Below are 24,843 nucleotides of genomic sequence, written 5' to 3' on the forward strand. Positions count from 1 at the left end.
GGGTTGGGCAGGAGCCCAGTCGATCCATTCGGCGAACTGCTGCTCGGCGGGCGACGGCTCCAGGCCGTCGTTGATGATCAACAGCACAGCGACCTCCCGCCTCGCATCGGTCGCGGCCCGTCGCAGGGTGCGGCAGACCGCGAGATTCGAGAGTATCGCGCCAACTCCATTCTGCGGGTTGGTGTTTCACGAAACGGCACTGTCGGTCAGTTGGCACTGGCTACAGGTCGTTGTTGGCACCGATTGGGGTGTCGGGCTGAGGACGCGCCGGTGGGGGTGTGTTTCATGATGGCGTGTCTGGTGAATGTCGGCGCAACCTCAACCGACCAGACAACAGCATCGTCTCGCTGACAGAGGGACTGATCCTCACCCAAAGTGCGTGCTGTCGTGCGTGATCGGGCAGACTCACTCTTCGTGGAGCGATATCCCGGCGAGCTCGACACCCTGCGTGCCGAGAACCTCCGCCTACGCAACCTGTTGCGTCTGACACCGGAACAGGTCGGCGCCGCTGATCCCGACCAGACCAGTGCTGGCACGCCGGTCGATATGCGTTCCCGTCCAGAGGCCAAGGTGCGCTTCTACGCGGATCTGTTCCGCTGCCGCACCGATGTCTACGCGGTGCGCTGGGAGAACAAACGCGACGGCCGATCTGGGTGGATTCCCGCGATCAACGGTCGCTGGGTCAAAGGAGCAAACCGGGACAGCCTCGACTACCGTCGGCTCACTCCCGACGTCATCGCCAAGCACCTGCGTGGTGATCAGCACATCGGCTTCTACGCTCTCGGCGACGACGACACCTGCTGGTGGGTAGCGGCCGACTTCGACAAAGACACCGCGATGCTCGACGCGCTGGCCTACGTAAAGGCCGCACGCGCGAAGGATATTCCAGCCGCCCTGGAGGTGTCGCAGTCCGGACGCGGCGCGCACGTCTGGATCTTCTTCGCCCACGCTGTTTCCGCCGCCACCGCACGACGACTGGCGACGGGTCTGCTGGCAGAAGCCATCGCCCTGCGCGGCAGCATGAGCTTGACCAGCTACGATCGACTCTTCCCGTCCCAGGACACCCACACTGGAAAAGGTATGGGCAATCTGATCGCCGCCCCGCTCAACGGGGCGCGACGCCAACACGGCACAACTCTGTTCCTCGATCCCGCCACGCTGGAACCCTTCGACGATCAATGGGAATACCTGTCGAGCATCCCGCGCCTGAGTTCCCACGACCTCACCAGACTGACACGAATGGTCACCGAGCCAACAACCGGCAACAAGGTGCGGAACCTGTCGCTGCCGACCTCATCGAAAATCATCCCCCGACCCGCCGCGCTCATCCGAACGACATTCGCCGCCCGCCTCACCCTCACTGCCGCCGATCTGGGACCGGCGATGATCTCGGCGGTCAAACACGCCGCGAGTATCCCGAATCCCGAATTCTTCGACCGGCAACGCGCACGCAGAAGCACCTGGGACACTCCACGATTCATCCGCAGCTACGACGAAACCCTCGACGGAGACCTGATCCTTCCTCGCGGCCTTCTCACGCTGCTCACAACCCTGGTCGAATCAGCCGACTCCACGTTGAACATCGACGACAAGCGCGTCTGCGGGACTGCGGTGCAGCTCACATGCGCCACCGAACTGCGCCCCGAACAGCGCCAAGCGGTGCAGCACATCGAAGCCCACGAACACAGCATTGTCGTCGCGCCACCGGGGACCGGCAAGACCGTGATCGCCTGCGCCGCCATCGCCTCCCGATCCACCTCGACTCTCGTGCTCGTCGACCGCAAAGCGCTCGCAGATCAGTGGCGTCAACGCCTCCACGAGCATCTCGGTGTTCGATGCGGACAGATCGGCGGCGGCCGGTCCAAAACCACTGGGTCCGTCGACATCGCGTTGCTGCCCACCCTGACTCGCAGAAACAACATCGCCGAGATCACCGGCCCTTACGGATTCATCGTTGTCGACGAATGCCATCACGTCGCAGCATCGGCGTTCACCGACGTCCTCAACCAGATCCCGGCCCGCTACTGGCTTGGCTTGACCGCCACACCCCAACGGCGTGACCAGCTCGAAGATCTCATCTACCACCAACTCGGCGCGAACACCCACACCATCACCGCGCCGAGCCCAGGCGAACTGCCAACCGCCCACACCATCCCAGCACCGCACAGGCAACTCCACGTCCACCCCACCTCGTTCGTCTACACCGGTGATGCTGATCCGGCCAAGCCCGGCGGGATCGCGGAGATCTACCGGGCTCTGACCGCCGACGAGCTGCGGTGCCGTCAGATCGTCGACGACGTGCTGCGCGCCCACAAAGACGGAGCCCACGTGCTCGTCCTGACCCGCTGGGTCAAGCACCTCACCGCACTGGCCGACGCGCTCACCGCCGCCGGTTGCACCGAGGTGATCCAGTTGAAGGGCGGCATGAAAGCCTCCGAACGCCGCAACGTCCAGACCCAAATAGACAGCGCCGAAACTCCGCTGCTGATCGTCGGCACCACCTCCTACATCGGCGAAGGCTTCGACTGCCCCCGCCTCGACACCCTCTTCCTCGCCGCCCCGGTCACCTTCCCGAAACTCCTGGTTCAATACGCAGGCCGGATCACCCGCACCCACGCGGGAAAAACCATCGCCACCGTGCACGACTACCACGACGCACTGGTGCCGGTCATCGCATCCTCCCTACTCAAACGAGCCTCCGGATACGTCGAACTCGGATTCCCAGACCCCCGAAAACGAGTTAAAGAAGCCCCAGGCCCCAGGACAGAAGGCTACTTTGCTCAGGCGGACGCTGCGCGAGCCGACAACTTGAACTATCCTCAAGCGGCTCGGTGACAGACACAACCTGCAAATGATAAGAAAACCTGTCGTCACAGAATGTTGGCGGTGTTCGACCTAATCCAGGGTCGCCGACCGAGGATTCAGTGCATGCAAGGACGCGTCCTCACCGTAGTCAAGAAGCAACCCCGAGCGGCAGGCTTTTGGGCACTACCGACGTCGGGGAGATCCTGTCCCGGCTGCGGGACGACCCCGCCCTGCGTTACGACACCGGCGAGGAGATCATGGCCGATGTCTACAAATATCTGGCCGCGAACACCGCCATGTCGGACTGGTTCACGCGCCTGCCGAAACAGTCCTGCACTCCAGTGCCGGTCCCGGATTTCCTGGCCGCCACCATCCCGGCAGCGTTCTACTATCCACCTGCCGCCGACGGGTCGCGGCCGGGCATGTACTTCGTCAACCAGCATCAACCCAAAACCCGTTCCCTCTACGGCACCGCCGCGGTCACGTTCCACGAGGCCGTACCGGGCCACTATCTCCAACTGACCATTGCGAGCGAACTCGACCACCTGCCGCAGTTCCAACGCCAATCGTTCTCCAACACCGCGTTCGTGGAAGGGTGGGGTCTGTACGCGGAACCCCTAGCCGACGAAATGGGCCTGTATCCTGATCCGTTGGCGCGCCTGCGAATGCTCACCTCCGACTCGCTGCGCTCGTGCCGCTTGGTCGTGGACACCGGCCTGCACTCGAAAGGCTGGACGCGCCAACAAGCCATCGACTACATGAGCGCCCACGCCCCCATCTCGCTTGCGGAAATCGAGGTGGAGGTCGATCGGTACATCACGATGCGCGGCCAAGCCGTCGCCTACAAAATCGGACAGAATGAGATCCTGCGGCAACGCGCCCGCACCGCCGAGCGGACTCGGGGATCGGTTCGACATCAAGACATTCCACGATCGCGTGTTGAGCGCGGGGCGGTGAGCCTGCCGGTGCTGAAGGAACTGACCGCATCGGTATAAGCTTTGACTCACACCTCGGTATCGGCCGTGATGCGGTCGAGCGCAGCGTTCCAGGCGTCGCGGAGGAGTTCCCGGTCGGGTTCTCCGATGTTGTCGCCAGAGTCATAACAGCCGCAGGGCCTAGCGTGGAAGCTCTGCTCGCAGTGATGAACCGCGACATTTCCGCAGTTGGTGCAGCCCACCCATCCGGTGTCGGCGGGAGCCAGGTCGTTGGAAACGTCGTCGCGGTGGTCGGGCTCGAACCTCTGGCCGAGTACACCGGCCGGAATCGCGTCCTCCGGCCACGCTACCGAACGTCCGGGATCCACCGGTTCACTTCCCAACACCAGCACGTCATGCAGCCGTGGCCTATCCCCGACAGTTCGATACAAGTCCAGCCGACTGATCTGCTCGATCCGTGCCCACGCGTCCGGGACGCCGACCTCCACGATCAGAGGTGCTTCACCGTCGACCACGAAGCACGCCTGGTTGCCCGGGCCACCCCTGTGGTAAACGGCCTGCCAGCCGATGCCGCGGAAGAACTCGCCGAAGACCGCGTCCACTCCGCCGGCATAGGTGACGCCGTCGACGACCACAGGTTCAGGTCCGGACCAGATATCGTCGAGCATCTCTGTCTCGAATGCCGACCGGACATAACCGACGACCCACTCGGCATATTGGTCAATCGACTCCCGAATCGTCTCCTCACTACGGTCCCGCCCCACGTATACCGGCGGATGATCGTCCGGCAGAGGTCGCAATTGTCCTGTCGCGGGATCCACGATGTCTTCGGGCCGTACGCCGCTGATGTATGAGATCCCGTTGATGCGCATATCCCGCCGCTGCGCCTGAGCATCCAGCCGCAACGCTTCGACCAACTGATCGAACCACTGCATCCGGCCGCGACCTCGCCGCGGAACTCGCGCAACAAGTCGGCCGTCACCGCTCATCTCCGATACCCCTGCCTCAAACTGGTTCTGGTTCAACGACGCGACCGCAACCGACCAGCCCGTTCCACAGAGGTCCGCCGGCCGCACGATAGGCCCACGTGCATTCTCACCCATGCTGGCTTCTCATCCACGGGTTATCTCGGAACGGCGCTTGCCGACCCTCACTGATCGTGACCGAGGAGATGGTGAGCAACCCGCTCACCCACTGCGAAGGCACGATCGGCGTGTTCAACCGCCCTGCTGACCGATGCCGCGGCGTCGCGGTCCAGCCGATCTACGAACACCTCGGCACCGAGGGTCCATGAGCTGTTCTTGCGGGCCGCAGCGAACGCGCTGGCGCTGGCCGCCCGATGCGAAATCCCCGCGCTCGGTGAACTCGGCCCTGCTGCGCCCACCGCCCACCGCTTCGGCCGCGATGACCTCCAAGCTGCCGACCCACTGGCAAGACCACGGTAGTGACCATCCTCGGTGTCTCCGCAAAAGAAAACCGACCGATCTACCTGTGGAAATGATGGATTCGCGGGGCGGAAACCTGTCGGTAGCGCGTGAGAGTATCCCGTATCTGGTTCAGGCGCTAGTTGCCTGAAAGTTCACCGACGCAAAGGAATACACGATCATGGGATACATCTACGCCTTTCAGCTGGGGTCGCTGGCGAAGTTCAAGATCGGCCAGACTTCGATGACGCCCGAGAAGCGAAGGTCCTCGCTGCAAACCTCGTGCCCGGAGCCGTTGTCGTTGTTCGATGCCATCGAAAGCGACGAGTACAAGGCCCTCGAGAAGCACATCAAGGACACGTGGGGTCACCGACGCAACACCGAGGGCGGTACCGAGATCTACCACCTCACCGAAACCGAAGCCGCGCAACTGTTCTCCGACTGCCGGACATGGGTCATCGAGGAGTTGCCCAAGTTGCGGCGAACCGAGGAGCTCGAAGCCCTCGAACCGGACCCGACGGTGTTGCCCAGCGACTCCCAGACCCTCGCGCTGCGGGGTCAGTGGATCATGCTGCATGACCAAGAGCAGCGGCTTCAGCGGGAGTATGAACAGGCTGTGGCCGAGCGGGCGCGGGTGGAGACCGAACTCAAACTCGCCATCGGCACCGCCACTGGCATCGACGGAGTCGCCACCTGGGAGACCGGCGTCAAAAGTCGCCGCATCAACCCCGACCTGATCGAAGCCAGAGAGCCGGAGCTGTATGAAAAGTCTCTGGAGCCGAGGTTGAACGCCGAGACGTTCAAGACCCTTCTCAAGGCTCTGGGACGCGAGGACGACTACGAGAGTTTCCAGGAGATCCGGCACACCAGGAAATTCAAAATCGCCGAATGAGCGGCATCCGGGTCCGGGCCGGTGCGTGTGGTGGTCGGCCTATCCTTGTCGGGCATGGCGACGATTTCGATCGATGACGCGCTGCTGGCCTGGATCCGGGAGATCCGGGAGTCTGTCGGGCCGGGGGACTCTGGTCGGGACAGCTGACAGGCTTGCGTGTCAGCGGAACGTAGCCGATCGCATTCGTGGTGCCTGGCTGGTAGCAGACGGTGAGTGACAGTACCGCTGCCGAGTGCGGGTCTGGGCCGGTCGCTTTCGCGTGGTGTCGTTCTGAGTGGAGCGTGCATGTCATTCGCCGCCGTGAAGTATGACGTTGATGAAGGCGAAGGCCACGACGATGACGAACCATATTTGGGTGAGCAGGTCGGGATCGTCGTGGCCTTTGAGGGGCGAGCAGTCCGGCTCAGCCCCGGCACCGTCGGCGAGGGTGGCATTGATCAGAGCGATGGCGATGGCGTGGGCTTCCCTGCTGACGTGAATCTGGTGGGCGGAAATAGTGTCGATATCGAAACTCTCGCGTATTCGGAGAGCAGCCCGTTGAGGGCCAAATCGTTCTATTAGCAGTTCCCGTACAGACGTCAAGGTCGTAGAGATAATGGTGGCGCCAAAAGGTATCTTGTAAAATAGAAAGTACAGCTCTTCATCGGCGATCAGATCCGAAATATTCCATTCGCGACCAGGATCGGTACCGATCGCCCACAGTCCGTCGTGAATGTTTCGTTGGACCTGGATGATGTCGATGGCGACTTTGCCGTCGCCAGCAGGGGTGCTGGCCGACCTGCCGGAGGCTGTCAAAACGCTGAGTAGGGAGTGCGATTCGGCGGAGTCGGTCGACGTGTCGACGGAGCCGGTAAGGGCGTTCAGAAGAAGCTGATCTTGTTTGCTTTCGGGGTGATCGCGTGTGTAGATCTCACTGTCGACGTTCTGTGCTTCGTGCACGTAGCGCAGGGCCTCGGCGTCCTCACCCAGCTCTTGAAGGACGATTGCCAGATTCATCAGGGGCGCAGGCAGGCGCGGGCGAAAACTTGCAGGCATCGCTTTCAGGATCGTGATCGCCTGTTCGAGGTTGGCTCGCGCCTGGTCGAGATCGCCCATGACGTGGGCGAGTCGTCCTTCGATGGCGAGAGTATCGGCGAACACGATTGAGGTGCTGTCGAATCCGTATTCGGCAGCTAGCTTACGAGCCTCGGCCATCAGTTCATGTGCCTGTTTGAACCTTCCGGCGGAGATGGCGGCGTCGCCTGCGAGGTGCAGATGGTCGATCCGCGCTCTCGGGGGGAAGTACGGTGCTATGTCGGGCCGGTTCTGTAGTTCGACAATGGCCATCGCAAATTTGAAGGACGACAGGGTCGTGCCCAGATCGCGGGCAATGATTGCGGCGGCACTGTACGCATTGACTACCAGCAGTGGTGACAGCTGTTCGCTGTGGCCACTGATGCGATCGAGGGTTCGATCGCAGAGCGCGGCAGCGTCCTGGGTGCGATTGAGCATGCGCAAGATGCGCGCCTGGGTGGTCGATATCTGCACTGCGAAGTGGACGTTGAATTCCATATCGGACAGCTCTTCGATCCGGGACAGCAACAGCTCTGCGGAATCACGGCGGCCGTGCATGGTCACGATGGGTTCCGCAGCGGTGACGGCCTCGGCGATCAACAGTGGGTTGCGCAGTTCATGCCCCCATGTCAGGCTCAAGTCGATCGCGTCGAGGGCCTCGTCGACCCGGCCGGCGAGGGAGTATGCCTGCGCGAGAGGAAGTTGCATGCGAGCGGCTGCCAGCTTCCAGCTCGGAGCTGCGGTGATATTCGCGTGGTTGATGGCATTACTGGTGGCGAACTCGCCTAGTTCGGTGGCTGTCCATCCATGATCGGCGCTGGCCTCGTTCGCACCAACCAGCGAAAGGCGGTGGCACAGAAGTGCTGCCATCGTGATCGGACCCGCGCCTGTGTAGCCGCGGTCGAGAGCTGAGATTGTGATATGGATAGCTGCGCTGAGGTTCTCGTCGAGATTGGGGATGGGGTCGGTGATCGAGCCTCCTGTGGATGTCGGCAAGAGCACGCTGATTCCTGCCTCCAGCCAGGGCGCCGCGTCGGCGACTCGGTCGAGTATTGCCAGTGCTATCAGCGGATGCACCGAGAGATGGTCCGCGCTGGTTGTGAGTAGCGATATGCGTGCCAGATTCTCAGTGGCGCGGTCACGGAAGTTCTTGTCGTGCAGTTTTTTGCGTATCTCGACCGCAAATTCGGTTGCTCGTGGGATTGGCTCTGAGTGGGTATGCGGCGGCTTCCTCCGAAATCGCGACCACCATCGGTCTGTCGCCTCGGTGTCGACCGCGGCAGTGGGTGCGTGGACGGATGTAGTCGGGCTCGCCGCGTCGAACACTGAATCGTGCAATGGTGCGGGCCCCATGAACGCCAGGACGGTCAGGAGGGTCAGCGCTTCCGGCGAGGTGCTTTCGACCGCTTCGATATTTATCCGGATCGATTCGATGATCGATGCAGGATGCCCCGTGGCCTTCCCGAGCGCCAATGTGTGCGCTGGAGCTTCTCGCAGCCGAGTGAGGTAGCTGGTGACGGAGCGGCGAAGGACGTGGCAGTGGTCGACGGCCTGATTGAGCGCCAAAGGATTGTCGTACAGGTCTGCCCGCAGCCGGTCACGGTCTTCGGCAGTCTCATGCGGCAGATGATCGGCGAGAAACGCACGGCTTTCGTCCGGCTCCCAGGCGTGGAGCCGCACTTCGCGATATCCGCTGTCGAGGTTGGCCACCGTCGTGGTGATCAGTACCCGGCACAGCGACCGGCGAGGGATCAGACCACGCAGGGTGTCGGCGTCGACTACTCCGTCGAGGATCAGCAACAAGCTTGTTGTCGCGGGCATGGCGGGTGTTACCGCTGTCCGGGCATCGGCGATATCGCCGCTCCGGGGACCGTCACCGGTTTGACGCAGTTGTTGCAGTCCAGCAACCACGTCGGCGCGGCTACTGGCGCTGATGAACACCGGGCGCAGGGTATCCGCATGCAGTGCAGCGAATTGTGTTGCCACGCTGGTCTTCCCGCATCCAGTCATGCCGGATACGCAAACCGGGACCACAGCGCTGACGGCCCCGGGCTCGAGGAAGTCGGTCAACTGTGACAGCGCAGCGGCGCGACCGACGAATCGATCGTCGGCCTCCCACCCGAATCCGGGATCGGGCACTCTGGACGCCAACCGGCGGTCATGCTCTCTCAACACGATCGCCTCAGCCTCCATCACTGGAAGCGTTCTCGACGCGAGCCGGGCCGCATCATCGGCATCCAGGTGCGGGTACAGCCGATCCACCAGTTCCCTGCGAGTATCGGTCGACGGTGGTGCGGGAGACGCAGCACTGAGCTCGATAATGCGGTTACACAACAGGTCGAAACATTCTCGCGCGAACAACGGAGCGAAATCGCGTCCATGACGCCGCAGGAACTCGGCGACCGCCGCCGCACCGACAGCATCGATATCGAACCTGCGAGGCAACGGCTCGGCGAGCAGTTCCAGATCACGCGCGAACGCGCCCGTGTCCTCCGGAGCGACCCCGACAGTCCGGGTCAGCCAATGCAGAAAATCCGCCGACGGCGCCGCCCCGTCTATCAGACGCGCGTGATCGTCGCGCGCATCGCCGACGAATCCGGCATTCGACCAGAAAGCCAGCTGGCACGCCTGCTCAGCCTCCAACCACTGCCGATACAGAATACCGAGCATCTCCTTCAGCTTTGGTCGGCTCCACCCGCTGTCGCCGCTCTTCTGGTCAGGCTCGCGATGCTTGATCGAGACAAGCTTCGGCCGCCGATCACGGTAGAGCAGGACAATGTCCGAGGAGTGTTGCAGAGCGATCGCTTCGATATCGCTCTGTTGCAGCAGTTCCCGAATCAGCCCCAACGCAGCAGCTTGCTTCTCGTACCTGATCCAGGACTCGGTCGGCGGTCCCGCATTCTTCTTGTCCACAGGCAACCGCCGAACCGGACCCTGCTCCCCCATATCAGCCACGCCGCGAGGATACCGAGTTCCACCGACAGGTCAGCGTGTATCGAGGACGTCCACCGGGAGGTCCGCCTCCGCGGGCGCAGCCGATGCCGTGGGTGATGGCAGAACCTGCCAGGCATGGCTCGGGTCGCGTGCAGGGCCCGTTCCTCAACTCGTTGAACAGAGTGCTGGGTCGCAGATTCCGGATCCTCGGCGGAGGATGCGTTCGCTCAGATATTTCAAGGTGTCGGATTCTTTGGCGCCTGCGCGGGTGCGGGGTGTTGAGGTTGTGGAGTTCGTCGAGGGTGCTGCGAGCGTCGCGGCTCACGCCGGCAGACCGCATCGGTGATGTTGGGCACTGCGAGATCGGCACGTCGAAGAACCGTGGGAACCCCATCGCGATCGTCTCCGGGGCCGCTGCTAGTGGGACGGTGATGCAGACGACAGGGATGTCGTTGGCGGAGTGTGGATTTCGGCGTACGTGGATCACCTCGGTGGTGTTGTCGGTGCGGGTGGGACCGGACACCATCAGCCGTATGGTCGGTAGCGGGCGTGGCGGTTGCGTGGTTGCCGCCCGAGTTTTGGTTCTGGTGCACCGTGGTGATTCGTGGCGGTTTTGACAGCGCAGCCGGCGGCTAGTCTGAATGTACTGACGCTAACGGCGTGTCGGTGAGTTCTGCGTGGAGGCGGTCGACGATGTCGAGGAGCGGGATGGTGACTTCGCCGTTCTGGGATTGTCGAATTCGGTCTACGAGATGCCCGATGATTTTGGAGCGCACGGGGTCGTCGAGATTCCTGCGGACCAAGTGGCCGTAGGCGATGACCAGCACAGAGTATACCTGCGCAAGCTCCTGGTGGCAGGATCCGGCGACGCGGATGCGGTTGGCCTGGTCGGCTGCTGTGGAGGAGGCCGCAGCGACGAACCCGACTGGGTCGCCCGAACGCAAGGTCACGATGGATTCCGCCATTGTCATTATCGCGTCGATCGGCGTGTAAGTCGGTAACGCACAATACCCACATCCATCTACCGGCAGACGACGATAAGTTCAGGGCGCACCGCCAGAGTGGAGGGGTGAACCTGCAGCTTGTGAAGGTGATCAGGGGTTGATCACGGCAGGGCGCGAGGTTGGAGACGTCGCAGACCGGGTAGTCGAAAGGTGTGCTTGGCGATGGCGGATCGCCACGAACGGTCGCGGACGGCCAACCGCCTATGGCTGGCAAGCCACAACGCGATGCCGAAGGCGAGCCAGCCGAGATGGGCCAACGGCGCCTTGTACGGAAACAGGAAGACAGACGCGATGGAGTCGATCACTAGCAGGATGGCGAGGAATCGGGCGAGTCCGGGATACAGCGCCCAGGACAGGAGAAGTACCAGTGCAATGATGACGCTCAGCCCCATCTGCCCATGATCGACGTCCCTCTCTCGGTGTTGAGCGAGCGCGCGGCTACCAGAATTGTCCGCAGGGGACCGATTGGCATCAAGAGGCGATGATGGACCGCCGCGCCACCGCAAGGAGCTACAACGATCGACGGCCACGGCGAACGGGCAGTGATCGCTGTCGCCGTAGGAGTTTCCGACGCCGCCGGGCATCCCGTGTGGGGTCATCCGACGCTGATTCCGGGCCGGTTGACGGGTCGTCGGGACGTGGCGTCGGCGCGGAGGAGAGATTGTCGGGTGATGATGGTGCGCCGCCATCGGGGTTCGGATGATCCGTGACCGGCTGACCGCCGGCAGGCGGATCAGTTCGAGGGAGAACCGCAGCGCGGTCGCTGTCGTGGAGCGAGCGTTCCTCATGGGCGATACGCCGCCGAAGCTCGGCGGCGAAATCCACAAGACGTTGGTCGATACCGGGGAACTGTGGGGGCGGTGGGCTCAGCATCGAGGATGGCGTCCCAGCCGGGATAAGTGCGGTGTGCTCGGTCACCTGGTTTACCGCGCCCACCGCTGAGATGAGTTCGGTCGTGGACGTGTCGTCGCTGAGCGCCAATGTCTCGAGTTTGACCGCGCCGATCACGATGGCTGCGGCCGTGTGTCGGGTCGCTATCTCGCGGGCGACCCATCGCTTAGCGCGGTCGGCCAGCAGGAAGGCAGGATCGCGGGCCTCCAGCAGGCCGGGGCCGAAATCGGTGAAATCGTCGGTGGTAATCGAACCGATCAGCGCACTGGCGTTCAGCCCCGCGGCGTTGGCACGAGCGATCGAGTCGAGCAAGGCGGCGAAATGCTGCGAGCGGGCCGTTTCAGCGCAGATCACCACAGGCAGTGCCCGGTACAGCAGGTACCGTCCATGTTCGTCAGACAGCTGCCTGATGTAGTGCTCATGGTCGCCACGTAGCCGGTTGAGACGTTGGATACGCATCCGACGGGTTAAGTCGTCGCGACCGGACTCGGTATCCGGCGTGTCGGCGGCTTCCACCGGGGCAGCCGGTCCGGGGCCGCCGGTGAGGCGTCGCCGAAGTTCGTCGGCAAGATCGGCGAGTTCGGTGTCGACGCCGGGATGACGGCTCGGCACGGGCGGGCAGCCCGTCACGGGAGCGTCACGCAGCGTCCTGAATCGACCCGATTGCGCTAGCACTTCGCGGCGATTGACGGCGGCAGCGGCGGCGTACAGCGCCGTGTCTCCAGCCGCGTCCGCAGTCAAGGTGTTGGTCGCCGCGGAGACGGCTGCCGTAACGGGCGTGAGTTGCTGCGCGATCCAGTGGTCGGCGCGAGCACACAGCACTGCTGCCACATCGCGTGCGGTGGCCAGGCTGTCGCCGAGGTCGTCGCCGCTGTTGGTGGCGATGTCGGTGACGAGGGCACGGGTGTCGAGCCGATGCTGATCGGCCAGTGCGATGGTGTCGAGCAGGGTTTGGAATCGGTCGGAGGTCTCGGCGTTGCGATAGAGCACGACGGGCAGCGCCCGGTCGAGCAGGTGCCGGCCGCGTGCGTCGGCGAGCAGCTGGGTGATGTGGTCGTAGATGCCGCGCAGTCGCGCGGGGTCGTCGATGCGGGCCAGTTCGAGTCGCATGGTTTCGGTGGCAGTGAGATTGTCGTCCTCGCGGGCCAGGACCTTCGCGAACATTTGCTGTTCGGTGATCGGGTCTTCGGGCTGCTGTTCGCAGGTCGGGTCCAAGGCGTCGGTGGCCAGGTAGATGCGGTTGGATTCCGCGCCGCGGGTGAGTCCGACGTAGGCCAGGGCACGGCCGAGGGTGGCGTTCATCAGCAAGTGACACCGGTCGACGGTGCTGCCTTGGCTGCGATGCACTGTGGACGCATAACCGAGCTCGACGTTGGTGACCACGTAGTCCGCCGGTAGACGCACACTGCCGCGGTGACCGACACCGAGAACAGTGATCGACCTGTCGCCGTGCACTTTCCGGATGCGCCACAGGTCGCCGTTGTCGATGCCGCTGCCGCGGCGTTTGCCGCTGGTGATCCGCAACCGGTTGTCGTTGAGACGAGTCACCACGACATCGCCGACAAAGCCGTCAGCGCTGTCAGATAACCTCACCGATCCGCGTGTGGTGTCGATACGTCCGGACGCGGTGTGTGCTGCTTGGGCGGCGAGGTTCAGGGCGGTGACGTCATCGATCGTGGCCGCGAGCATAAGCGAGGATTTCCCGGCGGCGATGTCGGCGAGGTGATTGGCCAGGATGTGCTCGCGCAGCTCGTCGACCATGCCGGAGGTGACGCGGCCGGAGTCGCTGTAGAAATCCCAAGCCGTCTTCGCATCACCGGCACGGACCTGAAGTGTGGCCGCGGCCTCGCCGGCGGTGGTGAACCGGACGATCGTCATCAGCGTTGGCACGCGGGTGTCGGCAGCGACCAGGCGCAGCGCGCCACCGGATTCGACGGCCGACAGCTGGTGCGGGTCGCCGACCCACCGCACGACCGCGCCGTGCTGGTGAGCGAGTCGTTGCAGCTGGTGCAGGTCATGGGTGGCCGCCATGGCGGCTTCGTCCACGAGCAGCATCGCGCCCGGGGTGATGCCGGTGGGCAGCCCGTACTTGGCCAGGGTCAGGATCCGGGCGAGGGTGGAGCCGCGTACGCCGATGCTGTCGCCGAGTTCGCTGGCGGCGTTCTTCGACGGACCCAGTGCCAGGACCGGCCTTCCGCTGGCTTGCCAGGCGCGGGTGACAACTTTCATCGCGGTGGTCTTGCCGCTGCCGGCGGGGCCGACGGCGGCGGTCAACGCCATCCCCGAGGTGCAGAGGTGATGCGCTATCGCCCGCTGCGCGGCGTTGAGACGGTGCTGGCGGGGTGCGTACCGCTCGACTTCGATGATGGCCGCGTCAATCGCGGCGTGGGGCAGGTAGTGCTCGGTGGCGGTGTTGGCTGCGTCGAGCAGGCGGTGCTCGGCGGCGAGGACTTCTTCACTGGTGTAGCGGATCGCCCCGGTGACGGTGAATTCGCTTTCGCCGTTGCGCCGCGCGATGGCTGCGGGTACCGGGTCCGGGCTGATGGTCAATTGGATGCTGTGTCCGTCGCGGACGGCTTGCACGATTTCTTCGACGGCGGCGCGTTGCGCGGTGTCGCTGTCGAAATCGCATAAACCGACTCGTTCGTCGGCGGCGGAATAGATATTGGCCTCGGTCCAGGTCGCCCGGCGCCGCGCGACCGTGGCCGCGATTTCTCCGGCGATCCGTTTCGGGTCGTATGTTGTGCGCTGGGAGGCGGTGAATGCCTCGTCGATGTCGGCGAGCAGCTCGTCAGCGTCGCGTGAGCGCAGCAGTAGCCGAACCTGCTCGATGGCCGCGGCGCGGTCGCCGATGTGCGTGCCGACGTATCGGTCCACTGCGTGCTCGATCGCGGCGGTCAACTGCGCGTCGTCGGATCGCAGAACTTCGGACGCGCCGCCGACGGCCACGCCTGCGGCGATGGCGACTCGGCGGGCGTCGAACGCGGCCGGATGCTCATCGAGCCGATGCTGTTCGAGGAGATCGGTGACGAATTGGCTTGCGTCGCGGCCGTCGCCGAGGAAACCCCGGACCCGGCGATCCCAGCCGGCCAGCATGTCGCGCAGGCTGTGCGGTTCGGCTTTGGCGTCCCGGGTTTCCAGCGTCGCCTGTTGCGCCAACTTGGCCTGGGCGCGCTTGTCGGGATTGTGGCCGTGTGTTCGCCGGTACGCGGCGAGGAGTTGTTCGGTGCGGGCGATGATCGCGGTGCGGCGCCGGGAGAAGAATTCGATCATGGCATCGGAGATGCCGACGATCTCGAGCACCGGTTGCTTGCCGCGGCCACGGGAGCGTTCCTCGAACCGCAACCCGAGACGGCGGCGCAACTTGCCGACGATCATCGCGTTGTAGCGGCACGACAACGCCACGGCGCCGCCGTAGAGAGGCCGCGCGTCGAGCGAGGACCATTTGCCGTCGCTGCCTTGGACTTTGGTCGATATCGTCGCGTGCGTGTGCGGTAACGGGTCGCCCGTGCGCGAATCATAGTGACGGAACAACGCGACGGTGAACCCGTCCGCATCGATCTGCCGAATGCCGTTGTGGCCGCGGCGGGTGACCGCGTACCGCTGCTCGGCCCACTCCAGGGTTTCGCGCATCGCTTCCTCGTGGCATTCCCAGATGACGCGGCGCACATCGTCGTCGGCCAATCCCCACAGGATCGCGATCGATTTCTGCGGGGTGAAGACGCAGTCGAAACCGGCGACGGCCTTGCGTGAGTTGGCCTTCTCCTGAGCGAGTGCGTCCTCGATGGCCTCGGTCGACGGCTCGGTGCCGAGTTCGGCGGTCAGGTGCGTGCGGGTGGCCTCGGTGCGCAGCATCATCCGCTCGTCGTAGGTTGGTCGCCGCTTGTTCTTCTCGGTGAACGCGACCACCATCCGATCGAGCAATTCCGATATCGGCGTTGAAGAGGAGAATTGATAGAAATTCGTGCCCAAGCTCGCGGCGGCGATCGCCTCGGCAATCGACTTTCCGTCGGCCAAGGCTTCGGTGATGATGCGGTTCGCGTCCGGGTGCATTCCCTCTCCGAACAACAATTGCATCTGCTGTTCGGTCACCTCGCCCGATAAACCGAGCGCGGCTGCTCCGCGGCCGAACCACTGGCCCGGCGGGCAGCCGTGCGCGGTGTAGTAATCGGTGAGGTCACGGGTTCGATCCCGCATCCGGTCACCCGTAGCGACCTGCTGGGTCAAGTACTCGTAGCCGTCACCGGAATGTAGTCGGTGAAGTGTCATCACCTATTCGAAAGTCCCCCAAGTCGCATCGCGATGCAAGGGGTGTGACGCGTTTAAAAAGAAAGCCCATATGGGATGTAATGGTATGTGATGGCGCGAGCGAGGATGGTATTTAGATGGGGTGGTCGCAGAGCTACATTGAAATTCTGGGGAAACGGAATGAAAGAACGGCCACGCCGCCCGGATCCCGGACCGCGAGGCGACCGGCGAGGCATGGATGCCGGGAGTGGAGGACGAGATGGACAGTCAGCGGCCACGCAAGCGGTCGACGTCGGGACGGGCGATCGCGCGCCGCATCGCCGCACAAGCGGTGCGAGACCAGCTCGAGATCGCCAGGGCCAACGGCGACGACCTGTACCTGTTCCGCCGCCACCGTGAGGCTCAGAGGCGGGCAGCGGAGCGCCGCGACGCTGCCATCGCCGTGGCGACGACTCAGTACGAGGCGGCTGTGACGAAAGCGAAAGACACCTACGAGAAGGTGATAGCCGTCGTGCTGCCGCAGCAGAGCGACGCGCTTCGCCGGATGAAGCAACGAGGCGTCAGCGACGCCGACCTCGGCACCTGGTCCGAGATGCCGGTCGGAGAACTGCGCAAGCTGCTGGGCAGCGGCCGAAGCGCAGCGTCAACCGGCAAGTCGAAGCGAGCGCGTCCGAGCCCGGCGCGCGATGACGACCGAAGCGCGGAGGTCTCAGAGCGAGAGGACGCGGCGGGACTATCGGAGCGCGGAGGGAAGCAACCGCCGCAGTATGGACGCGCGGACGATCCGCGCGGCGAGGCGGGAACGCCACACGCCGTACTTGACGGCGAATACAACGTGCCCGGTCAGCCACAGCACGATACCGGCCAGCAGCCAGACGGCATGGGCGGCGGGAGCTCGGTCGGGGAACAGGGCCAACGTGAGGACGGAGTCGACGACGAGCAGGATTCCGCCGATCCGGGCGAGGGTGGGAAACAGTGACCAGAAGATCAGTAAGCCTGCAACAGCGATGACAGCCAACCAGATCAGTGCCATGGCAAAGCCTTTCTCTCGCGCGGCCCAGGGCCGAGGGGAATGTGGGGATCGCGAGCGTCGCTGTGGCTTGGCGTGGACTTCGGGGGCCGTGTCGGCGGGTCACCGCGCATCTGCTGGGCAGGCGGGTAAGTCAAGTGTCGACACGGCCCTCGCAATCCGCGCCGGTCGCGGTGGTCGGCCGCGCGGTCAGACGCTGTGCTGCTCGCCGGAGGAGGTGATGTCGCCGTCGGCGTCGGGGGTCGAGGGTTGTGTATTCGGCAGGCTCCAGTCGTAGGAGCTGCCGGGGTGGGGTGCGACGCGCGATATGCCGGTGGTGGCAAGTCGCTCGCGGCGCACGTCGTTGAGCTGTTCGGACTCGCGGTCGAGACAGTCGTCCACGGTCACGGTCAGATCGTGGACGACTGTTTCGAGAGCGCGACAACGGTCCGAGAGTTCCGCGACCAGAGCGCGCAGCCGAGAATTCTCGGCTTCCAGGTCGACTCGTAGGAGTGGCTCGGACATGACGCACGCATCCGTGGGTGTACCCGACTCAGTCGGGTAGCGGGGTGACCGGTCGACGGTGATAGTGCTCGAATTGCGCCCGCCGGAAGTCGGCGGCAGCGATACGGACACCACGGTCGGACAACCGCGCGACGTAGCGGTCGAGGCGGCCCTGGGCCGCGGCGTGATCATGGGCGGAGATGCTGCGGGCGATGTTTTCCATCAGCTGATGCGCGCGCCGGTCGATCGTGGGGTAGCGGGTGGCCCAGGAACCCTCCATGCGTTCCCACTGGTCCGGGTCGTAGGTGAGGTCACCGACCCACCCGTCGATGTGCGCGGTCGCAGTCACAACAGTCATCGTTTTGCCTTTCAGGACGAGGGAATGGAGACAAGGACGCCTGTCCCGGCCCGTATCGCGGGACCGGGACAGGCGATGGGAGATGAGGGTCAGAACGGCGGCTTGTCGTCGTCCCCCTCGGGGGACGACTGCTCGCCCGCGCCGACCGAGACCGGGGTCTGTTCGGCGGCATCGCCCCACGGGTCGTCGATCGGCTCGCCGATCACGGTGGCGGCGCGCGACGCCTTGGTAACCACCGCCGTCGCGTACTGCAACGACGGTCCGAGGACATCGATGGTCATCTCCATGACGGTGCGCTTCTCGCCCGTGTCTTTCACGGTGTAGCTGGACTGCTTCAACCGCCCGTACGCGATGACAGTCATGCCGCGGCTGAGGCTGTCGGAGATATGCTCGGCCAGCGCACCCCACGCGGTGCAGCGCATGAACACCGCGGGCAGGTCCTTGTACCGTTCGGCGTCCTTGTCGTAGTAGCGGTCATTGCACGCGACAGTGAAGTGAACGCCGGCTTCGCCCTTTTTGCTGAAGAACAGTTCCGGGTCGGCGGTCAGGTTGCCGATGACGGTGGGAGTAATTGCTCCGAACATGGTGAGTCTCCTCGGGTGAAGTGAGTTGATAGGACGACCGACCCACCCCGGCCCTACCAGCTCGAAAGCGAGAAGAGCTGGATCGGTGCCCGGGGGCTGTCGATCTATGGCTCCGCCATCGGGCTGCGGCAAGGGCGTCAAGCCTGGGGCGCTTTTCCGCAGGCTTGACGCCCTTGCCACGGCCTGATCCCCTTGGGGTAGATCGACAGCCCCCGGCACCGATCCCACCTACCCACCGCACCTTTCGTGTACCGACCCGACAATGCCGCAAGGCTTTCCGGCCAGGTCGGATGCTGGGAATCTCCTCAACAGGCACCGGCGAATGTCGAGTTTGGTTCGGAACGATGGGCGCTGCTGGTGAAGGACCCTCGTGCCGTGCGATGAGCAGGTCGTCGTGCAGGCCGGTCTACGCCGCCAGCGGTAGGGAGCGGGTCGGTGCCGCAGTGCGCTGGTGGGGAGCCGGGCTGCTGGGCCAGCGGTCGATCTCTTCGCCGGTGATGGCCTCGACCAGCGCGGAAATGATGACTTCCGCGACGGGCGGGGTGACCGCGTTGCCGAGCTGGCGTACGCGCTGGCGCTTGTTGCCGACCACGACGTAGTCGGTGCCGAACGCCATCGCCCGTGAAATTTCGTGCGGCTCGAGCATTCTGAACCGGACATCGTTGATGTACTCCTCGCTGAGGACGTCCACGAGGGCATAGGTGTCGCGGGTGGTCAGCGTGCCCATGGGCTCAGCCACCGGGTGTGGGACGCTCTTGCCGAAGTACGGCAACAACATCGACTCCCACAACCCATCCGGCATGGTCGTTGAGGGGGTGACCAGGCCGTGGTGATTTCCGGACGCGGTGACGGTGGCCAGGGCCACCATCACGGACCGGGCATCGGAGGATCCGCCGCGCAATTCGGTGACGAACGGCAAGAAGCACACGGCGGTTTCGGCGCGGGTGGTCTGGGTGCGCATCGGCATCGTGGCCGGCACGGCTTCTTTGCCGTCGCGGCCCTCCATCGGCACCACCAGGGGCGGCACCACGAGTCCGTGATTGGATCCGTCCGCGACAACGGTGGCCATCGGCTCGTGCAATCCGACGGTGCGTGCCCTATCCGACCGCAGCAATGCAAGGAACGGGGCCGGAATGGCGATGCCGTCGTTTTCGCGGGTGGTGCGGGCGCTCATCGGCGCGGTGACCGGTATCGCCGCGTCGCGCCAGGTCCCGCCTGCGGGGACCATCATCGGCGCAGGAGTCGCATAGCGCTTGAGTCCGACGCGGATGCGCTCCATCGTCTTCTCCGCTAGAGGCCGATCCCGATCACCGATGCGGGTACCTTCCAGGCTCCAGTCGATCGCAGTCGCCGCCGGGGACGCGGGCGGCTCGAGCACGGAGTTCCGGCAGGTCACGTGCGGGCACCGGTAGGTGTACTGTTGCCGGTAGCGGCCCATGTCGACGCCGGGCTGTTTGAACACCTGCAGCGCTTGGACCCATTCGCCGCAGACCTCGCAATACGCCAAGGGCCGCAACCACTTATCCCAATCCGGTTCGCGCTGCAACGCGGTGTCCCAATAAGCCAGGTAGAGCCTGTCGCGCGACTGTGGGGCGAGTGGTGTGCGGGCGGGCTGGGCGTGCATGGAGTTCATCGCGATCAGCCGGGTCTTATAACCCAGTGCGCGGATTTCCCCGATCCAGCGACTCCACTGGTCCCACCCCCTGACCTCGACAACGTTTTCGACCACTCCGGCGCGGACCCTGCCGCCGCGGTCGATAACACCGCGCAGATACTGGGGGACCTCTTCCATCAGAGCGCGGGAGCGTTCGGCTTCCTCGTCGCGAGGCATTTCGAGCAGGTCGGTTTGGAGGCTGTTGTGGAAGTCGCGGCGCGCTCCGCGCGCAGAGGACCATTGCGGGCACTCCGGGGACGCCCACAGGAGGTCGGCGACTGGCCAGCGATGCACCGGCGCGGTGCGGATGTCACCAAGATAATGATCGGTAGCTGGAAAATTTCTGGAATGCGACTCAATTGCCAAGTCCCAATGATTTGCGGCGCGAGTGACCTGAACGCCGGGAACAGCGTGCGCGCCTTGGCTGGAGCCACCGGCGCCACAGAACCAATCCATCAACTCGAGCATGGGGATCACAGGACCTTTCGGAAGACAACGATGACGGAAGGCGACCCGCGCGGCAGAGGCATCGGACAGGAACGAAAAACGTTGCTGCCGGGACCATTTGAACGGTGAGCCTGAATATGATCAGCGGAGAAACCGAGGTGTGACGCACAACGCGGAACTACCGATGGTCGGGCACGAGACAGGTTCGACCGCAACAACTCAGACGAAGACAAGAAGAGTCAGCTGTTGAAAAGAGTTGTCATGGAAGACAATCGGAACCGACAGAGTGAATCGACAGTCCCGGGTGCAGGGGCTTGACGCAACCGCGTGTGACCGTGGCTGCTCGGGAACTGCTGGGCCTCAGCCGAATGGAGAAGGACAATCGACGGCACGGTGAGCCTGCTCCTATGGCCCACGTCGTACGAGAGTTTGCAGTTTGGGCGAAGTTTCACAAGCCTTGCGCGGCCAGGGCGCGAGCGAGAGCTGACATGAGTGTGTATGCCTCGGCGTAGGCGATGGCCTCGTCATCGCATTGGGTGTCGTACAGCGAGACAAGCCATCCGGTGGGTTGCTCATCGTCGCGCCCGCGCACCAATGCGTGGTCACCGTCTGTAGCCAGGAGGTAGCGATGGCCTTTGTGGGCTTCGATGGCCGTGCAACCGTCGCCTGTTCCAACAGGATGGACTGACTCCCATCCGGCGGACTCGAGCGCCTGGATCTCCTCGGCGTACAGCGTTGTGAGAGTGCGCGTATGATCCGCGGCTGCTGTCGCTGGGATGGCGGCCTTCGTGAATGCGCCAGCGGATGCGCGTAGCAATTGATCGTCGAGCGTGCCGTCCACGAGGTTGGCGATAAATCCGCCATCGAGGTACACGCACACGGTGAACCGGTCCGAGCCTCCCGGCACGCCGTCCATCTCGTTGTTCGATACCGCGACGTCATATCGGTTGGGCAGGCGTGCCCAGAATGCGTAAGCGCCCGCTCCGAGGTAGACACATTCGCACGTGTCTGCGACGGCGTAACGTCTGACCGTCCGGAACTGGTCAGGGTACCGGGATATGAAATGTTCGCATCTATCGTTCATTACTCGGGTGCCTTTCAGTGTGTTGGTGCCTGACCACACCACGAGAACGGAGACCAATTCGCTGATCTGATCAGCAGAAAGGTCGGCGGCCATGCAATCGCCGTCTTCTCGGCGTTCAGCAGAAAAATGCAGACGACCGTGTCCGAGGTCGATCACATACAGCAGCGATCTCCCTCATCGGTGGCGGCATAGATTTCATGATGAATGGAAATATTCAGCTCCTTAGTCGGTGTCGAGCTGATATCGGGGATGTAATGCCAATGCCATGGCCTCGATGGCCAGATCGTCGAGTGTGTCGGCGCGGGTGGGATCGGCCAATGTTTGGGAGAAACTGGTAATTGCGTTGGCGATCCCAGCAGCGTTGAGCTGGCCACCCGCAATAAAATGGCTGAGAATTCCGGTGCGTTCGGTGTCGGAGAACCGCATCTGTTTGGAGATGACGGTGATTGTCTTGTCGGGTTCGGTCACCGGAGTTGTCGCGGTGGTATCCAGACGCGCGATCTGTTCGGCGAGGAATTCAGGCGAGAGCCAATGCCGGACCGTGTCGCGGGTTTTGGCCGTCATGACGGCCAATTGCTTGTCGTAGGTGTCCTGGGACCAGGCAACCGCGCCGGCCTTGAGTCGGCTGCCGAGGTGGACGTCGCGGACGGCCAGCATTGGTAGGGTCAGTCCGTTACCACAGACCTGGACGTAGAGTTCGGGTTTCAGCACGACCGCGCCATGACCGGTTTCGGAGTTGGAGAAGCGGAAGCCGGCGAACATGACCGGCAGGTCCGGATTGCTGGGCGTCGAGGCGGCGTGCGTGCGACGGAGGGGCGGGGTGGTGACGGTGGTGCGGTCGTGGGCGAGTTGTGGTGTGGCGAACGGATTGCGGTAGTTGGCGAGGAGCGCCGGAGCAAGTTGGGCGACGGCGGGTGAGTAGACCTTGACGTGCATGGCGGAGTCGGTCAGGTCGCAGGAGCGGATGGTGACCGGGGTGCCTGCCTGGTTGATGCCGTCGAGAACGGCGGTCAACACGTCGAAGTTGTCGCAGATGCCGAAGCGGTCTGATAAGACCGCCCGCAAGATCCCCGGTCCGCCGGGATCACCGCGGAAGGTCCGCAGGAGGAACTTCCGGTGGTCGGGGTCATGACGGCTGTCGGAGCCGGGGACGCGGCCGTGGATCTTGCCGTTGATGTTCACGTCGAACAGGTCCACGCGGCCGGTGTCGCGCAGGTGGCGCAGGTAGCGGCGGGATATGTCGAGTTTCTCGGCGAGGTCGCCGTCAGCGGAGGCGGTCGGGAGGTACCGGCCGTCGACCGGGGTGACACCGGCCTCGTCGATGACGGGATCGGCTCCGGCTAGTTCGATGAATCCGTCACGGCAGGTCAGCGCGGTAACGGGGGCGACAACGTCGAGTTTGGCGGCCTGCTGGGTTTGCAGCAGAGCGACCATGTCGTCGAGTGCCGCGTTGCGGACGGCGGTGGGCACGGACACGAGGACCATCTCCAATCGGGGAAAGGCGGTACGAAGAGGCAGTTCGCCGGTGTGCCGGGGGTCGGGCACACCGGCGAAGACGGGGATCAACGGAGCGTTGATATCGGGGTGCGTTTAGAGGTCGGTCTCGATGGAGTCCGGATCGAGCTCGCCAATTCCGGCGAGTTCGATTGCGACGAGCGGGTAGCCGCGCGTGGCGAGGAAACGCAGGTAGAACGCCACGTTGTTGTGGTTGTCGCGCCCGGACGCGACCTCGCGCATCCGCCACAGATCCTTGGTGATCAGCCATTCATAGCCTGCGAGAACAAGGACGTAGACATAGACGTCGGCCCGGCCTCGGGTGGCCTCGGTCAACGACGTGGCGGCGTCTTCGGCGTTGTCGAATCCCAGCATGCGCAGCGCCATGTCGGCGGCGCCGAACCGGCTCAACAGCTCCGGATCACGCAGCAGCGATGCGGCGACGAACTGGGCCTCGTCCTTGGTGAGGGTTCTGCGCGGCACGATGTGCTCGGCCAACCAATCGCGCCGGGCGGCGTTGACCGCCTTGGCCTGGTCACACAGCTTGTCGATCCGCGCGGCTGCCTGCCGCTCGGCCTCACGGCGCTCGGCCGCCAAGCGCGCCGCCTCCGCACGGGCAGCCTCCACCCTGGCGGCCTGTTCGGCGGCGAGACGCTCGGCCTCGATACGAGCGTCGTCACGACGCTGGGCTTCGTGCGGGTCTTCGGCGGTGTCGTCAGGATCGTCGACGGCGGCGACGGAGGCCACGGGGGCGGTGTCGGGGGTGGCGGCTTCGACGTCCTCGGAGTGGACATCCGGGTCGTCGTTGTCTCCGGTCGGAGGTGAGACAGGGTCGGGCTCGGCGAGTTCGACGTCGTCCAGGGGCGCGGGCACGACGTCGGCGGCGGTCATGTCGGCGGGCCGGATGTACCACCACGGACGCCACGGTGACAGTTTGACGGTGTCGGCGTGGCGCAGCCCGTCGGCGGCCTGGGCGGTGCGGTCCTCGTCGGTGTCCCAGTCCACGGTGTCGGGATCGACCGGTACGCCGGTCTCGGCGTCGGTGATGTCGAGCTCGTCGTCGAGGTGCTCGAGGTAGACCGCCCACAACGCGGCGTGTTGCCGGGTGGCGGCAGGTGTGACCTGCAGGCCGTCGGGGGTGCGAACGTCGTCGATTGGCACATAGCCGTCGGCAGCCTGCGCGAAGTCGTCCTCGTGCAGGACGCGATAGCCCTGTTCGGTGTAGCCGAGAGCCTCAGCCTGGTGGGCGAGAGCCTGGTCACGTTCGTCGCGCAACAACTGCGCGGTCCAGTTGAAATCGCGGGGGTCGGTTTGTTCCAAGCGCGCGACGGCGTCGGTGTCGCCGGCATTCTCGAATTCTGCGATGACCTCGAGCTGGGCGAGGTCCAATGAGCCTTCGTCGAGCAGTCGTCGGGCCGTCGGCGATTTACCGATCAGGGCCGTGGTTTTCACGGCGTCCTTCTTCATGTGAGTTGCTTTGGACACTTTGGCGATCGGCATGCCCAGGTCCAGCATGAGCGCCA

Annotated in this window: 17 protein-coding genes; 5 read left to right on the forward strand and 12 right to left on the reverse strand. The window is 64.2% G+C overall.

All coding sequences use genetic code 11. The annotated features are described in order from the left end of the window. Positions 1-414 precede the first annotated feature (414 nt). A complete protein-coding gene (locus HPY32_RS03360; RefSeq protein WP_067583163.1) occupies positions 415-2,835 on the forward strand; it encodes a DEAD/DEAH box helicase in 2,421 nt (806 codons plus the stop codon). 89 nt (positions 2,836-2,924) lie between these two features. Beyond that, positions 2,925-3,800: a DUF885 domain-containing protein gene (locus HPY32_RS03365; protein ID WP_231951482.1), complete on the forward strand. Its 876-nt coding sequence runs from the start codon at positions 2,925-2,927 to the stop codon at positions 3,798-3,800. A gap of 8 nt (positions 3,801-3,808) precedes the next feature. Here the strand turns inward: HPY32_RS03365 and HPY32_RS03370 are convergent, their stop codons facing one another. Then, on the reverse strand, positions 3,809-4,675 hold the full coding sequence (locus HPY32_RS03370; protein WP_067583169.1) for a hypothetical protein: 867 nt from the start codon (positions 4,673-4,675) through the stop codon (positions 3,809-3,811). 224 nt (positions 4,676-4,899) lie between these two features. Between HPY32_RS03370 and HPY32_RS45555 the strand changes: the two genes are divergently transcribed. Further along, complete coding sequence (locus HPY32_RS45555) at positions 4,900-5,034, forward strand: hypothetical protein (RefSeq protein WP_269456482.1); 135 nt, start codon at positions 4,900-4,902, stop codon at positions 5,032-5,034. Between the two features lie 311 nt (positions 5,035-5,345). Further along, positions 5,346-6,056 carry a GIY-YIG nuclease family protein gene (locus HPY32_RS03375; protein WP_067583172.1) on the forward strand — a complete coding sequence of 237 codons (711 nt, stop codon included), beginning with the start codon at positions 5,346-5,348 and terminating at the stop codon, positions 6,054-6,056. Positions 6,057-6,344: 288 nt separating this feature from the next. On the opposite strand, the gene HPY32_RS03380 is transcribed toward HPY32_RS03375, so the two are convergent. The 4 genes from HPY32_RS03380 to mobF all read right to left on the reverse strand — a co-directional run bounded on the left by HPY32_RS03380 (position 6,345) and on the right by mobF (position 16,207). Next, on the reverse strand, positions 6,345-10,064 hold the full coding sequence (locus tag HPY32_RS03380) for a tetratricopeptide repeat protein (RefSeq protein WP_156674216.1): 3,720 nt from the start codon (positions 10,062-10,064) through the stop codon (positions 6,345-6,347). 611 nt (positions 10,065-10,675) lie between these two features. Continuing rightward, entirely contained in the window at positions 10,676-10,993 is a 318-nt protein-coding gene (locus HPY32_RS03385) for a hypothetical protein (RefSeq protein ID WP_216675871.1), read from the reverse strand. Between the two features lie 155 nt (positions 10,994-11,148). Beyond that, the gene (locus HPY32_RS03390) at positions 11,149-11,439 is read right to left on the reverse strand and encodes a hypothetical protein (RefSeq protein WP_067583183.1); all 291 of its coding nucleotides are present in this window, start codon (positions 11,437-11,439) and stop codon (positions 11,149-11,151) included. A gap of 118 nt (positions 11,440-11,557) precedes the next feature. Then, positions 11,558-16,207, reverse strand: coding sequence for a MobF family relaxase (gene mobF / locus HPY32_RS03395; RefSeq protein ID WP_067583186.1), 4,650 nt, complete (start codon positions 16,205-16,207; stop codon positions 11,558-11,560). Positions 16,208-16,433: 226 nt separating this feature from the next. Between mobF and HPY32_RS03400 the strand changes: the two genes are divergently transcribed. Next, the gene (locus HPY32_RS03400; protein WP_067583189.1) at positions 16,434-17,165 is read left to right on the forward strand and encodes a hypothetical protein; all 732 of its coding nucleotides are present in this window, start codon (positions 16,434-16,436) and stop codon (positions 17,163-17,165) included. Between the two features lie 240 nt (positions 17,166-17,405). Here the strand turns inward: HPY32_RS03400 and HPY32_RS03405 are convergent, their stop codons facing one another. The 7 genes from HPY32_RS03405 to HPY32_RS03435 all read right to left on the reverse strand — a co-directional run bounded on the left by HPY32_RS03405 (position 17,406) and on the right by HPY32_RS03435 (position 24,835). Continuing rightward, positions 17,406-17,720, reverse strand: a complete 315-nt coding sequence (locus HPY32_RS03405) for a hypothetical protein (RefSeq protein WP_067583192.1) — start codon at positions 17,718-17,720, stop codon at positions 17,406-17,408. A gap of 28 nt (positions 17,721-17,748) precedes the next feature. Beyond that, positions 17,749-18,057, reverse strand: coding sequence for a hypothetical protein (locus tag HPY32_RS03410; RefSeq protein WP_156674218.1), 309 nt, complete (start codon positions 18,055-18,057; stop codon positions 17,749-17,751). A gap of 89 nt (positions 18,058-18,146) precedes the next feature. Next, positions 18,147-18,641 (reverse strand): single-stranded DNA-binding protein, encoded by a 495-nt coding sequence (ssb, locus tag HPY32_RS03415; RefSeq protein ID WP_067583196.1) that lies wholly within the window; start codon positions 18,639-18,641, stop codon positions 18,147-18,149. Positions 18,642-19,047: 406 nt separating this feature from the next. Further along, positions 19,048-20,763: a DNA cytosine methyltransferase gene (locus HPY32_RS03420; protein WP_082870957.1), complete on the reverse strand. Its 1,716-nt coding sequence runs from the start codon at positions 20,761-20,763 to the stop codon at positions 19,048-19,050. A gap of 427 nt (positions 20,764-21,190) precedes the next feature. Further along, a complete protein-coding gene (locus HPY32_RS03425) occupies positions 21,191-21,982 on the reverse strand; it encodes a hypothetical protein (RefSeq protein ID WP_156674219.1) in 792 nt (263 codons plus the stop codon). 66 nt (positions 21,983-22,048) lie between these two features. Continuing rightward, positions 22,049-23,302, reverse strand: coding sequence for a hypothetical protein (locus tag HPY32_RS03430; protein ID WP_082871183.1), 1,254 nt, complete (start codon positions 23,300-23,302; stop codon positions 22,049-22,051). A 114-nt stretch (positions 23,303-23,416) separates the two neighbouring features. Continuing rightward, positions 23,417-24,835 carry a hypothetical protein gene (locus tag HPY32_RS03435; RefSeq protein ID WP_231951484.1) on the reverse strand — a complete coding sequence of 473 codons (1,419 nt, stop codon included), beginning with the start codon at positions 24,833-24,835 and terminating at the stop codon, positions 23,417-23,419. Between the last annotated feature and the right edge of the window lie 8 nt (positions 24,836-24,843).

Origin of the sequence: Nocardia terpenica (genome assembly GCF_013186535.1) — a bacterium.
Classification (GTDB): Bacteria; Actinomycetota; Actinomycetes; order Mycobacteriales; family Mycobacteriaceae; genus Nocardia; species Nocardia terpenica.